Consider the following 11,689-nt stretch of genomic DNA (forward strand, 5'->3'; position numbering starts at 1 on the left):
TCCCGATTCATTATCGGAGGCGAGAACCTATGGCACAACGTATGCACGAAAAAGAGAGCATTGCCGGGATGTCCTGGCTCGTTCTGCTCATCATCGCGTGCTGGGGTGGACTTGTCCGCTACCTGATAGATGTGAAGCAGAGCAAGGCAACATGGAGCTTGATCAATGCTCTTGCCCAAATGGTGGTTTCAGGGTTTACCGGCGTTATTGCTGGCCTGGTGAGCATTGAAAGCGGACTGAGCATTTACATGATACTGGCCACTTCCGGAATTAGCGGGGCAATGGGTTCTGTTGCTTTGACCTATTTCTGGGAGCGCCTGACGGGGATTAAAGATGCAAATCAGTAATAACGGTATTGCGTTGATTAAGCGATTTGAGGGTTGCCGGTTAACTGCATATCCAGACCCTGGCACCGGCGGTGACCCCTGGACGATTGGTTACGGCTGGACGGGGAAAGTAGACGGAAAGCCTATCAAGCCTGGAATGAAGATTGACGACGCAACAGCGGACCGTCTGCTGCGTACTGGCGTGGTGAGCTTTGACCAGGCGGTAAGCAAAATGCTCAGGGTATCCGTTACCCAGAACCAGTATGACGCGCTTGTGTCGCTGGCCTATAACATCGGTACGCGAGCGCTATCCACCTCAACGCTGATGAAAAAGCTGAATGCAGGTGATGTGAAAGGCGCAGCTGATGAGTTCCTTCGCTGGAATAAATCAGGCGGGAAAGCAATGTCTGGGCTAACCAATCGCCGCAAGGCAGAGCGAGAAATATTTTTATCGAAAACACGGGGAAGCTATGAACTATCTCATTAATCGACTGAAAGAGCCGTCAACTTGGCGCGGCATCATTCTTGTTGTTGCAGGCGTATTTGGTTATCAGATGCCGCCGGGCATTCAGGAAACCGTCATGGCTGGCGGCGTAGCGCTGGCTGGCGTTGTTGGTGCTGTGATGCCGGACAGCGTTAAGAAGTAAGCAGGCTAGCAACAGGCAGGGCTACAGAAACCCGCTTTCCTTCAGTTTCTTAGCCAATAGGTAATTGGTGATTACTCCAAGAGAAACCCCAACAATCCACGGCACAGCTGAATCAAGCATTAGTGAGTTGTTCACGTTAATGCTGGCGGTGATGCAGGCATAGGTATTTGTAAAAGCAAACCATGTAAAAAGTATCTGTTTCATTTGGTTATCTCCACGCTTTCCCTCCCAACAATATCCACCTACGAGCCAGTAAAAGCAAATTAGGTACAACCGAAAGGGCTACAAAATGAGCGAAGCTAAACCGCAGGATGGCACCACCGTAAAGAGCAATCGCCCGCACAAAAATGCAGGAAGCCTGTATGTGGGCAGCCGCGCGGTAGCCTGTTCTGATGCGGATTGCTAATGCATTACAGAGCCACTTCCAGAGGTGGCCCGATAATGCTTTATTCGGATAAATCATCGCGGTAATCTAAAACCTCCATAACAAAAGGAGGTTGTAATGTTAGAGAGCTATTTCGATCAAGTAGCAAAAGACCATGCAGAGGCAATCAAGCTGAACCAGAGACTTCTTGCTGTTCAGGCGGCGCTGGAAATTGCCAAAGCTTCTGTTTCTTCGACAACAGCAATGGGTGGGGTAAAGTCTGGTTACGATTTAGAAAACGTGACTAAGAAAATAGGTGCATTGGCTGATGCTATTCAAAGTGCTCTTGAAAAATAATCAAGAATCTTACGATTAAATCATCCCAAATTGTTAATTAATATTTAAAAAAAGCCGCATGCGAACGCCTGCGGTTTTTTTATCATGTTTATGGGGAACACATGCCTGCACTAATTCCACGTGCTTGCCGTAAGCGTGGATGCCCTGGTACAACCACGGACCGCTCAGGCTACTGCGAAAAGCATCGCAATGAAGGCTGGAAACAGCATCAACAGGGAAAGAGTCGACACGAGCGTGGCTACGGTAGCCAGTGGGATATTAGGCGTGCGCGCATCCTGAAACGCGATAACCATTTGTGCCAGAACTGCCTTCGCAGCGGGCGAGCTGTCGCAGCAAAGTCGGTTGACCACATCAAGGCCAAGGCTCATGGGGGGACCGATGACGATTCGAACCTCGAAAGCCTGTGCTGGCCCTGCCATCGTCACAAGACAGCCACGGAGAGAACGCGATGAGTTACACGCGCTGCACCTATTGCGGCTCAAAGATGCACACTGTCGCAAATTGCCCTAAGACGTGGGGTGGTTCCTCGCGACGTGCAAACCTGCGCTGCGGCTACTGCGGTCAGTCAGGGCACAACTCCAGCGCCTGCCCGCGCAATGCGACCGCCGGGCGTCGGCATACCCTGAATGATGACTTTCATCTCGATTAGTTGCATTTGAAATGATTTTGAATGAAATCAAATGTTGCAAGTGAGAATGAATGTCAAATAGGCCGGGGGGGGGGATCAAATCCCTACGGGCGACCGCCAAAAGGACCGCCGCCTCAGTCAATTTTTTATACCCGCGAAAAATGAAATTTAACCAGGAGTAACGCTTATGGCTGGAACGGCGGGGCGTTCCGGGCGTAGACCAAAGCCAACGGCGCGCAAGGAGCTGGCCGGAAACCCCGGCAAGCGAGCCCTGAATAAAGAAGAACCAGTATTCACCCCCATCAATGGCGTAGCACCTCCGGACTGGTTTGCAGAAGAGGAACTCCCGTTAGCATCCATCATGTGGGAGCTTACGACCAAAGAATTATGCGGACAGGGCTTGCTCTGCGTGACCGATCTTGCAGTACTGGAGCGCTGGTGCGTTGCCTATGAGTTCTGGCGCAGGGCGGTAAAAAATATAGCTGTTGATGGTTTATCCATCACTGGCGCAATGGGCGGGAAAATTAAAAACCCTGAACTTACGGCTAAAAAAGAACAGGAATCGGAAATGAGTTCTACCGGTTCAATGTTGGGGCTGGACCCCAGCAGCCGACAGCGCCTGGTCGGTCTGGCCGGGAAGAAAAAGAACGAAAACCCATTCCTGAAGATGATCACGCCATGAGCCGAAAAGCCTATCCAAACGTTAACGCTGCAAATCAGTACGCAAGGCATGTTGTCGCCGGAAAGATTCCGGCATGCCAGTATGTCATTGATGCCTGCCAGCGACATATCGACGATTTGTCAAAATCGCAGGGAAAGAAATTTCGATACCGCTTTGATAAAGACCTTGCTGAGCGTGCCGCACGGTTTATTCAACTTCTCCCGCACACCAAAGGTGAATGGGCATTTAAAAGGATGCCTATTACCCTTGAACCCTGGCAATTATTTATTATTTGCTGCGCTTTTGGATGGGTTCATAAAGGCAGCAGGCTGCGCCGATTCAGAGAGGTCTATACAGAAATCCCCAGGAAAAACGGGAAGTCAGCGATAAGCGCCGGTGTGGCGCTTTTTTGTTTCACCTGTGATGGTGAATTTGGTGCGGAGGTGTATTCCGGTGCAACCACTGAAAAGCAGGCATGGGAAGTATTTCGACCTGCGCGGCTGATGTGCAAACGCACGCCACTACTCGTTGAAGCCTTTGGAATAGAGGTTAACGCCAAGAACCTTAGCCGTCCTGAAGATGGCGCCAGATTTGAACCGCTGATCGGTAATCCTGGTGACGGGCAGTCACCGCATTGCGCTATTGTTGATGAATATCACGAGCACGAAAGCGATGCGCTGTATACCACAATGATCACCGGCATGGGGGCCCGCAGACAGCCGATTATGTGGGCTATAACCACTGCTGGTTATAACATTGAGGGGCCTTGCTACGATAAGCGTCGTGAAGTTATCGAAATGCTGAACGGAACCGTGCCGAATGATGAGCTTTTTGGCGTCATTTACACCGTTGATGAGGGTGATGACTGGACCGATCCCGCTGTTCTTCACAAAGCCAATCCAAATATGGGGGTGTCGGTTTACTCGGATTTCCTCTTAAGCCAGCAAAGCAGGGCCAAAAATAATCCCCGCATGGCCGGGATATTCAAAACGAAACACCTGAATATCTGGGTCGCCGCACGTGCTGCTTATTTCAACCTGTTAAGCTGGCGAAAATGTGAGGATGAGACGCTCACCATTGAGCAGTTTGAAGGACAGCCCTGCATTCTGTCTTTTGACCTTGCGCGCAAGCTGGATATGAACTCTAAGGTTCGGCTATTTACCCGTGAAATAGATGGGAAACGGCATTATTACTGTATATCTCCGCGCTTCTATGTTCCGTATGACACCGTATACAGCAACGATGTTGACGATCACCGCACCGCTGAGCGTTACCGTAAATGGGTTGAAGCAGGATATATCACCGTGACTGATGGTGCGGAAATTGATTACCGAGTAATACTTGAAGATGCCAAGCGTGATAATCAGCAAACTCCGGTTGAACAAAGCCCAATTGACCCGCACGGTGCAACAAACCTTTCTCATCAGCTTGCTGATGAACAGCTCAACCCTATAACCATTATCCAGAACTACACCAACATGTCTGACCCGATGAAAGAGCTTGAGGCCGCTGTAGAGTCCGGTCGATTTCATCATGACGGTAATCCGATAATGACCTGGTGTATTTCAAACGTGGTGGGTAAGCACCTGCCTGGAAATGATGATGTTGTTCGGCCAATTAAAGAGCAAAACGAAAATAAAATAGATGGGGCTGTTGCTCTGATTATGGCGATTGGACGGGCAATGTTATTTGAAAAGGAAGAAACCCTTTCAAATCATCTCGAAAGCTATGGCGTGCGCTCACTTTAAGAGGCAATTATGATCCTGATGATACTCGCGCCACTTGTTGGTGTGCTGGGGGCTATTCTGCTCTCATTCGGTGCCTGGGTTATTTACCCCCCTGCTGGCTACATTACTGGCGGTATTCTGTGCCTGCTCTGGTCATGGCTTGTATCCCGCTCCCTTTCCGGTAACTGGAAAATTGAATCCGGGGAGGGTGGCTAATGTTTTTTCCCGGAATGTTTACGAAAAGCACCGCATCGGTCACGACGCCAGCGGAACTGGCGGAAGCTGTAGGGATGACTTACGACACCTACACTGGAAAGCGCGTTAGCAGCCAGAAAGCGATGCGACTTACAGCAGTCTTTGGTTGCATAAGAGTTCTGGCTGAGTCTATGGGGATGCTTCCCTGCAACCTGTACAAAATCACTGGTAACAGCAAGCAAAAAGCGACCTCTGAAAGGCTGCATAAATTACTGACCATGAAGCCAAATGACTATATGACCCCTCAGGAGTTCTGGGAGCTGGTCATTGTGTGTCTTTGCCTGCGCGGTAATTTTTATGCCTACAAGGTCAAAGCGCTGGGTGAGGTGGTCGAGCTTTTACCCATTGATCCGGGCTGCGTTGACCCTAAGCTTAACAGTCAGTGGCAACCGGTGTATCAGGTCACTTTCCCTGATGGTTCGACGGATGTGTTGGGTCAGGATGATATCTGGCACGTCCGAACACTGACCTTTGACGGGCTGGTTGGTCTGAACCCAATTGCATACGCCAGAGAGGCAATTTCTCTGGGTATGGCGACTGAAGAGCACGGGGCAAGACTGTTCTCAAATGGCGCGGTCACTTCTGGAGTTCTCCGTACTGAGCAATCGTTGACCGACGCTGCCTATGACAGGTTGAAGAAAGATTTTGAGGATCGTCACCTCGGGCTCAGCAATGCGCATCGTCCGATGATTCTCGAAATGGGTCTCGACTGGAAGTCGATGGCGCTCAATGCCGAGGACAGTCAGTTTCTTGAGACCAGAAAATTCCAGCTGGAGGAGATTTGCCGACTGTTCAGGGTGCCGATGCACATGGTGCAGAACACCGACCGCGCCACCTTCAGCAATATCGAAAACCTTGGCATTGGCTTCATTAACTATTCCCTCGTTCCGTATATGACCCGTATTGAGCAGCGAATCAACGTGGGGCTGGTGAAGGAATCGAAGCAGGGCACCTATTATGCCAAGTTTAATGCCGGCGCTTTGCTGCGTGGGGATATGAAATCCAGATTTGAATCGTATTCAACCGGTATTAACTGGGGCATTTACTCACCAAACGACTGCCGTGAACTGGAAGATATGAACCCACGCTCTGGCGGTGACATTTATCTGACGCCGATGAATATGACGACCAAGCCGTCTGACAGCAATAAGAGCAAAACAACCGAGGAACAACATGATGCCGATGACTAAACAGCGGCTGGATATTCCGCTGAAACTAAAGTCTGTCAGCGACAGCGGGGAGTTTGAAGGCTATGGCTCTGTGTTTGGCGTTAAGGACAGTTACGACGATGTCGTTGTTCCCGGCGCTTTCAGTAAATCACTTCAGTCATGGCGGGAGAAAAACGCACTTCCGGCCATGCTCTGGCAGCATCAGATGGATGAACCTATCGGGGTTTATACCGAAATGAAAGAGGATGACGTCGGCTTATATGTCAAAGGCCGGTTACTCATTGATGATGATCCTCTTTCGAAGCGAGCGCATGCCCACATGAAGGCCGGTTCTTTAACCGGCCTTTCTATTGGTTACATGCTCAAAGACTGGGAATACGACCGCGAGAAAGGCGTGTTTCTCCTCAAGGAGATCGACCTTTGGGAGGTCAGCCCCGTAACGTTTCCGTCGAATGACGAGGCGCGGGTCAGCGATGTTAAAAGCGCGTTTGCCCGTGGCGAAACACCATCCCAGAAAAGTATTGAACGGGTCCTGCGCGATGTTGGGCTCTCCCGCACCCAGGCCAAAGCATTCATGGCAGGGGGCTATGGCAACCTCTCTCAGCGTGACGCTGATGGTGTGGATGCCGCACTGGATGCATTGAAAAACATCAAATTTTAATCAGGAGTTGAATTATGGCAGTCGAAATTAAAGACGTTGAGCAGGTCGCGCAGGATTTGCAGCAAAAATTCGATGATTTTAAAGCGAAAAATGATAAACGCATTGACGCTATCGAAGCTGAAAAAGGCAAGCTGGCCGGAGAAGTTGAAACACTTAACGGCAAGCTGACCGAGCTGGATCAGCTTAAAACCGCGCTGGAGGATGAGCTTAAACAGGTTAAGCGTCCCGCTGGTGGTACTCAAAGCAAGGCCGCAACCGAGCACAAAACCGCTTTCATCGACTTTATGCGCAAGGGTAAGGATGACGGACTGCGTGATCTGGAGCGTAAAGCCCTGCAGATTGGCGTGGATGAAGACGGCGGATATGCTGTCCCGGAAGAGCTGGACCGCACCATTCTTAATCTTCTGAAAGATGAAGTAGTGATGCGCCAGGAGGCCACAACTATCACTGTTGGCGGTGCCAACTATAAAAAGCTGGTTAACCTTGGCGGCACCGCTTCCGGCTGGGTCGGTGAAACCGATCTCCGTCCAGCTACTGATGCGTCTAAACTCGCTCAGATTGAACCGTTCATGGGTGAAATCTACGGAAACCCTCAGGCAACCCAGACGATGCTGGATGATGCCTTCTTTAACGTAGAGGACTGGATCAACAGCGAGCTGGCCGTTGAGTTCTCTGAACAGGAAGAGATCGCTTTCACCAGCGGCAATGGTACGAAAAAACCGAAAGGCTTCCTGGCCTACGCCTCCACGCCGGAGGACGATAAAACCCGTGCCTTTGGCACGCTGCAGCACATTCTTTCCGGTGCGGCGGCGGGTGTGACGGCCGATGCGATTATCAAGCTGGTCTACACCCTGCGCAAGGTGCACCGCAACGGCGCTAAGTTCATGATGAACAACAACAGCCTGTTTGCGGTTCGCATTCTGAAGGACTCCGAGGGTAACTATCTCTGGCGTCCGGGCCTTGAGCTGGGCCAGCCATCCTCTCTGGCAGGTTATGGCGTTGCTGAGAATGAGCAAATGCCGGATATCGCAGCTGATGCGAAAGCCATTGCGTTCGGTAACTTTAAACGCGGATATACCATCGTTGATCGCATTGGTACCCGTATCCTCCGCGACCCGTACACCAACAAACCATTCGTTGGTTTCTATACCACCAAACGTACTGGCGGAATGCTGGCCGATTCTCAGGCCATTAAACTGCTGCAGATCGGCGCAGGCGCATAATCTGATGGGGCTTCGGCCCCATTCTTATGGAGGTCATGATGCTGCTGAAAAAAGACCTGAAATGGTCACCTGATGGCATTCAGATCATAAATATTCCCGCCGGTGAATATGAGGCTGGCTCACTTCCTGAACGTGCTCTTGAGGTTGCTGCCCAGATGGGGATTCTCGACGGGACTAAACAGCCTGAAATTGAAACACCAGTTAAGCCTAAAGCCAGCAATAAGCGGGGTGAGGGAAAATGAAGCCCTCTGTAGAAGAGCTACGTTACCAGTGCCGTATCGACAGCGATGATGACACAGAGGATGTGATGTTAACGCTCTACCTCAATGCCTCTCTGAAGCATGCTGAAAAAATCACTAATCGCCATCTTTATGATAACGCCGTTCCAGACGACGATCCTGATGGATTAGTGATAGAGGACGATATCAAACTGGCCCTGATGCTACTGGTTTCGCACTGGTATGAAAACAGGGAGCCTGTTAGTAGTGACAGCGTTAACTCCATTCCGTTCGGTGTTGATGCAATTCTGAAACAACATCGCAAAATTCCTGGGACGTAGGGGGACTTATGCAGGCAGGACGGTTACGGCACCGGGTCACCATCCAAAACTTCACAACCTCCAGAACGCCTTCAGGTCAGCCGGTTGAAAAATGGGAAGATGGGAAAACCATCTGGGCCGAGGTTAAGGGTATAAGCGGTCGTGAACTTTTAGCCGCTGGCGTAGAGCATGCCGATGCCACCATTCGAGTCTGGGTGCGTTTTCGTACAGATATCTCAGCTTCTTCCCGCCTGAAAGTACGCACCGGCCCGTTTAAAGGTACCGTTCTTAACGTTACCGGCCCTCCGGTTCCGGATATCAAAGGTACCCGGCTGGAAATTCTCTGCAAACAGGGGACCGAAAAATGATTGATGTGAATCTGGATTTTTCCGGTTTGCAGGATATCGCCCGAGACCTGCAAACCCTCAGCAAAGCCGAAAACAATAAAGTCCTCCGGGATTCGACCCGCGCCGGTGCCGAAGTTCTCCGGCAGGAAGTGATTGATCGTGCTCCGGAACAGACCGGTAAGCTGAAGAAAAACGTTGTTGTCGTCACCCAGAAAAGCCGCCGCCGTGGGGAAATCGCATCCGGGGTGCATATTCGTGGCGTTAACCCGCGAACGGGGAACAGCGACAACACCATGAAGGCAAGCAACACTCGGAATGCTTTCTACTGGCGCTTCGTGGAGCTGGGAACATCTACGGCGCCAGCACATCCGTTTGTTCGTCCTGCCTTTGATACCCGCATGGAAGAGGCTGCGCAGGTGGCGATGCAGCGGATGAATCAGGCTATTGATGAGGTGTTATCAAAATGACAGAGGATGATCTCTATGACCTGCTGTCGACGCTGGCAGACGGGCGGGTTTATCCGTATGTGGTGCCGCTTGGCAGCGACGGTTTACCCGCGGTGGCCGCGCCTTACATCATTTTCTCGATACCGACTGATGTATCCGGGGATGTTTTCTGCGGTCAGGCAGAGTCAACGTTGCGTATTCAGGTTGATGTATGGGCTGAAACGAATGACGAAGCCAGAGCGTTACGCCTGGATGCCCTGGCTCGCCTGCAGGTGCTTTCACCTGTCGAGGTGACAAAAATTCCTGGCTACGACACGACAACCCATCTTCATCGGGCAACCCTCGAAATAACGGTTATTGCCTGACAAAAACCCATCCAATCCGACCGCCGCTGGCGGTTTTTTCATTTATGGAGGCTGCGATGTCAGCACTATTTGAACGTGCCCAAAAAACGGTAGTAATGATTACCTCTGTGCCGGTCACCGCGGCAGAGCTGGATACGGCAACCTGGTTAAACCTGAGCTGCACTATTAAACAGGCCAGCTTTACCGCTGGTCAGAAAAACGATATTGACGTGACAGTGCTGTGTTCAGATGAAACGGAAAATATCAACGGCCTTCCTGCTCCGTCTGAAATGTCACTTTCCGGTAACTTCTACCGCAACCCTGCGCAGGATGCACTTCGTGCAGCATACGATAACGACGGGGTTTATGGATTTAAGGTTATTTTCCCGTCTGGTAATGGATTCCTGATGCGCGCTGAGGTACGTCAGCACACCTGGGATTCTCAAACCAACGGTGTTGTTGCTGCAACGTTCTCCCTGCGCCTGAAAGGCAAGCCAGGCAATATTAACGCCCCAGGAGTTCTGTCGTTTGCTACTGACCTTCCGGCGTCCCAAACGGTCGCGGCAGGAAGCGCCCTGACTATGGGCGTGGTCGTCCAGGGCGGTACGGCACCTTATACCTACGCCTGGAAAAAGGGCACCTCGACGGTCAGCGGCCAGACCAGCGCAACGTTTACGAAAGCCAGCGCTGTATCCGGTGATGCCGGGGTTTATTCCTGCGTGGTTACTGATGCCGATGGCACTGTGATCACTTCTTCTGATTGCACCGTCACCATCAATTAACGGAGCGCCGGGAGACCGGCGATAAACTTAATGTCAAAACCGAGTCTTAAAGCACTGGCACTAGCACCGATGGCGGGCTTTCGTAAAAAAGAAGTCTCCGTTCCGGAGTGGGATAACGCCAAAGTCATCATACGTGAGCCATCAGCAGAAGCCTGGATCCGCTGGCAGGGCATTGCCAGCCCGGAACCACCCAAACCACTGGAAGGGCAGGAGCCCCAGGAGGCGCCAGAACTGACCCCTTCAGAGCGAGCCTTCCGCACGATGCGGGCCGACGTCACGCTTTTCATCGATATTTTGCTGGATACCGATCTGCAGCCCGTCTTTACTGTCGATGACACCGAACAGGTTGAAGCGATCTATGGCCCTGTGCATTCCCGGCTGTTGAAGCAGGCACTTGATCTCATTAGTGACGCGGATGATGCTAAAGCAAAGTAAAAATGCCTGGCATGCAGTTCCTGATGGCGCTGGCGCTCCGGATGGGCCGCACGCTGGGCGAACTGCGACAAACCATGACGGTTGGCGAATTCAGGATGTGGGCTGAATACGACCGTATCAGCCCAATCGGCGATATTCGCGGAGATATTCTCAATGCTCAGCTGGTATCTGCGGTTTACGGAGCGCAGGGCGGTAAAGTCACCATTGAAGATGCTCAGCTTCAGTGGAGCGCAGATGAGGAGGAGGCAAGCGACGGCGGCTATCCCTTTGCAGGCTTAGAGGCCGCTTTGCTCGCAGCATCAGTTTGAACAAACAATGATAGCTGAAGTTTTACATAACCAATGGTAGGATTTACCCATATCCTTACCAATAGGGGCGCTGTGTGAAAAAATTAATAGTTTTGGCATTATCCATTTTATTTCTGGCAGGATGTAAACCCAGCGACGAAAAAGCAATAGATATTGCCAAAAAGGAAGTTGCTGCTGACATGAAAGATCCAGATAGTGCAAAGTTTCGCTATCTAAGGTTTGTGAAAGCAGGTGAAAAAGATGGACTGGTTGGCGGATTTGTTTGTGGTGAAATAAATTCAAAAAATAGTTACGGAGCCTATGCTGGTTATTCAAAGTTTCAGCTGGCATTAACAATGAAATCGAAAGGTTTTTTCTCTAAAGGCGTAAACTATACCATTGATGATAAGAAGATATACAAGACCCTCATTGGGTCTGATTTGGATTTTTATTATAAGGTATGCGGTCAGGATGAATGATTGATTAAACTAA

Annotated in this window: 21 protein-coding genes; 20 read left to right on the forward strand and 1 reads right to left on the reverse strand. The window is 50.8% G+C overall.

Annotation, left to right across the window (positions count from 1 at the left end; all coding sequences use genetic code 11):
• Positions 1 to 41: 41 nt before the first annotated feature.
• The 3 genes from ACLH1I_RS14140 to ACLH1I_RS14150 are packed head-to-tail and all read left to right on the forward strand — an operon-like array spanning position 42 to position 973.
• Positions 42 to 347 carry a phage holin family protein gene (locus ACLH1I_RS14140; protein WP_198079870.1) on the forward strand — a complete coding sequence of 102 codons (306 nt, stop codon included), beginning with the start codon at positions 42 to 44 and terminating at the stop codon, positions 345 to 347.
• Positions 334 to 813, forward strand: coding sequence for a lysozyme (locus ACLH1I_RS14145; protein WP_064187497.1), 480 nt, complete (start codon positions 334 to 336; stop codon positions 811 to 813). The genes ACLH1I_RS14140 and ACLH1I_RS14145 overlap by 14 nt, the downstream gene beginning before the upstream one ends.
• Entirely contained in the window at positions 797 to 973 is a 177-nt protein-coding gene (locus ACLH1I_RS14150) for a hypothetical protein (protein WP_170922886.1), read from the forward strand. Before ACLH1I_RS14145 ends, ACLH1I_RS14150 begins: the two co-directional genes overlap by 17 nt.
• A 21-nt stretch (positions 974 to 994) precedes the next feature.
• Here ACLH1I_RS14150 and ACLH1I_RS14155 read toward each other — a convergent pair whose 3' ends face one another.
• Positions 995 to 1,177 carry a hypothetical protein gene (locus ACLH1I_RS14155; RefSeq protein WP_023304957.1) on the reverse strand — a complete coding sequence of 61 codons (183 nt, stop codon included), beginning with the start codon at positions 1,175 to 1,177 and terminating at the stop codon, positions 995 to 997.
• A 298-nt stretch (positions 1,178 to 1,475) separates the two neighbouring features.
• On the opposite strand from ACLH1I_RS14155, the gene ACLH1I_RS14160 reads away from it, so the two are divergent.
• From ACLH1I_RS14160 to ACLH1I_RS14240, 17 genes are all read left to right on the forward strand, one after another.
• Positions 1,476 to 1,694 (forward strand): hypothetical protein, encoded by a 219-nt coding sequence (locus ACLH1I_RS14160; protein ID WP_019705274.1) that lies wholly within the window; start codon positions 1,476 to 1,478, stop codon positions 1,692 to 1,694.
• 101 nt (positions 1,695 to 1,795) lie between these two features.
• Positions 1,796 to 2,146 carry an HNH endonuclease gene (locus ACLH1I_RS14165; protein WP_080930103.1) on the forward strand — a complete coding sequence of 117 codons (351 nt, stop codon included), beginning with the start codon at positions 1,796 to 1,798 and terminating at the stop codon, positions 2,144 to 2,146.
• A gap of 363 nt (positions 2,147 to 2,509) precedes the next feature.
• Complete coding sequence (locus tag ACLH1I_RS14170) at positions 2,510 to 3,004, forward strand: phage terminase small subunit P27 family (RefSeq protein ID WP_004884285.1); 495 nt, start codon at positions 2,510 to 2,512, stop codon at positions 3,002 to 3,004.
• A complete protein-coding gene (locus ACLH1I_RS14175) occupies positions 3,001 to 4,731 on the forward strand; it encodes a terminase large subunit (RefSeq protein ID WP_004899643.1) in 1,731 nt (576 codons plus the stop codon). Before ACLH1I_RS14170 ends, ACLH1I_RS14175 begins: the two co-directional genes overlap by 4 nt.
• Before the next feature lie 9 nt (positions 4,732 to 4,740).
• Positions 4,741 to 4,926, forward strand: a complete 186-nt coding sequence (locus tag ACLH1I_RS14180; RefSeq protein ID WP_021313630.1) for a hypothetical protein — start codon at positions 4,741 to 4,743, stop codon at positions 4,924 to 4,926.
• Positions 4,926 to 6,155, forward strand: coding sequence for a phage portal protein (locus ACLH1I_RS14185; RefSeq protein WP_064187500.1), 1,230 nt, complete (start codon positions 4,926 to 4,928; stop codon positions 6,153 to 6,155). Before ACLH1I_RS14180 ends, ACLH1I_RS14185 begins: the two co-directional genes overlap by 1 nt.
• The gene (locus ACLH1I_RS14190; RefSeq protein ID WP_004884313.1) at positions 6,142 to 6,795 is read left to right on the forward strand and encodes an HK97 family phage prohead protease; all 654 of its coding nucleotides are present in this window, start codon (positions 6,142 to 6,144) and stop codon (positions 6,793 to 6,795) included. The genes ACLH1I_RS14185 and ACLH1I_RS14190 overlap by 14 nt, the downstream gene beginning before the upstream one ends.
• Positions 6,796 to 6,809: 14 nt before the next feature.
• Positions 6,810 to 8,018, forward strand: coding sequence for a phage major capsid protein (locus ACLH1I_RS14195; protein ID WP_198079845.1), 1,209 nt, complete (start codon positions 6,810 to 6,812; stop codon positions 8,016 to 8,018).
• 35 nt (positions 8,019 to 8,053) lie between these two features.
• On the forward strand, positions 8,054 to 8,260 hold the full coding sequence (locus tag ACLH1I_RS14200; protein ID WP_227679767.1) for a hypothetical protein: 207 nt from the start codon (positions 8,054 to 8,056) through the stop codon (positions 8,258 to 8,260).
• The gene (locus ACLH1I_RS14205; protein ID WP_064187503.1) at positions 8,257 to 8,577 is read left to right on the forward strand and encodes a head-tail connector protein; all 321 of its coding nucleotides are present in this window, start codon (positions 8,257 to 8,259) and stop codon (positions 8,575 to 8,577) included. The genes ACLH1I_RS14200 and ACLH1I_RS14205 overlap by 4 nt, the downstream gene beginning before the upstream one ends.
• An 8-nt stretch (positions 8,578 to 8,585) precedes the next feature.
• Complete coding sequence (locus ACLH1I_RS14210; protein WP_064187504.1) at positions 8,586 to 8,924, forward strand: phage head closure protein; 339 nt, start codon at positions 8,586 to 8,588, stop codon at positions 8,922 to 8,924.
• A complete protein-coding gene (locus ACLH1I_RS14215; RefSeq protein ID WP_064187505.1) occupies positions 8,921 to 9,370 on the forward strand; it encodes an HK97-gp10 family putative phage morphogenesis protein in 450 nt (149 codons plus the stop codon). The genes ACLH1I_RS14210 and ACLH1I_RS14215 overlap by 4 nt, the downstream gene beginning before the upstream one ends.
• Positions 9,367 to 9,714 (forward strand): DUF3168 domain-containing protein, encoded by a 348-nt coding sequence (locus ACLH1I_RS14220; RefSeq protein ID WP_064187506.1) that lies wholly within the window; start codon positions 9,367 to 9,369, stop codon positions 9,712 to 9,714. Before ACLH1I_RS14215 ends, ACLH1I_RS14220 begins: the two co-directional genes overlap by 4 nt.
• Positions 9,715 to 9,770: 56 nt before the next feature.
• Positions 9,771 to 10,475 (forward strand): immunoglobulin domain-containing protein, encoded by a 705-nt coding sequence (locus ACLH1I_RS14225; RefSeq protein ID WP_064187507.1) that lies wholly within the window; start codon positions 9,771 to 9,773, stop codon positions 10,473 to 10,475.
• Positions 10,476 to 10,505: 30 nt separating this feature from the next.
• Positions 10,506 to 10,910: a phage tail assembly chaperone gene (locus ACLH1I_RS14230; protein WP_064187508.1), complete on the forward strand. Its 405-nt coding sequence runs from the start codon at positions 10,506 to 10,508 to the stop codon at positions 10,908 to 10,910.
• A gap of 2 nt (positions 10,911 to 10,912) precedes the next feature.
• Positions 10,913 to 11,218, forward strand: coding sequence for a DUF4035 domain-containing protein (locus ACLH1I_RS14235; RefSeq protein WP_198079843.1), 306 nt, complete (start codon positions 10,913 to 10,915; stop codon positions 11,216 to 11,218).
• Positions 11,219 to 11,292: 74 nt separating this feature from the next.
• Positions 11,293 to 11,676 carry a hypothetical protein gene (locus ACLH1I_RS14240; protein ID WP_064187509.1) on the forward strand — a complete coding sequence of 128 codons (384 nt, stop codon included), beginning with the start codon at positions 11,293 to 11,295 and terminating at the stop codon, positions 11,674 to 11,676.
• Positions 11,677 to 11,689 lie beyond the last annotated feature (13 nt).

It is taken from the genome of Klebsiella sp. 1SOBk10mer (assembly GCF_046602535.1).
Classification (GTDB): Bacteria; Pseudomonadota; Gammaproteobacteria; order Enterobacterales; family Enterobacteriaceae; genus Klebsiella; species Klebsiella quasipneumoniae.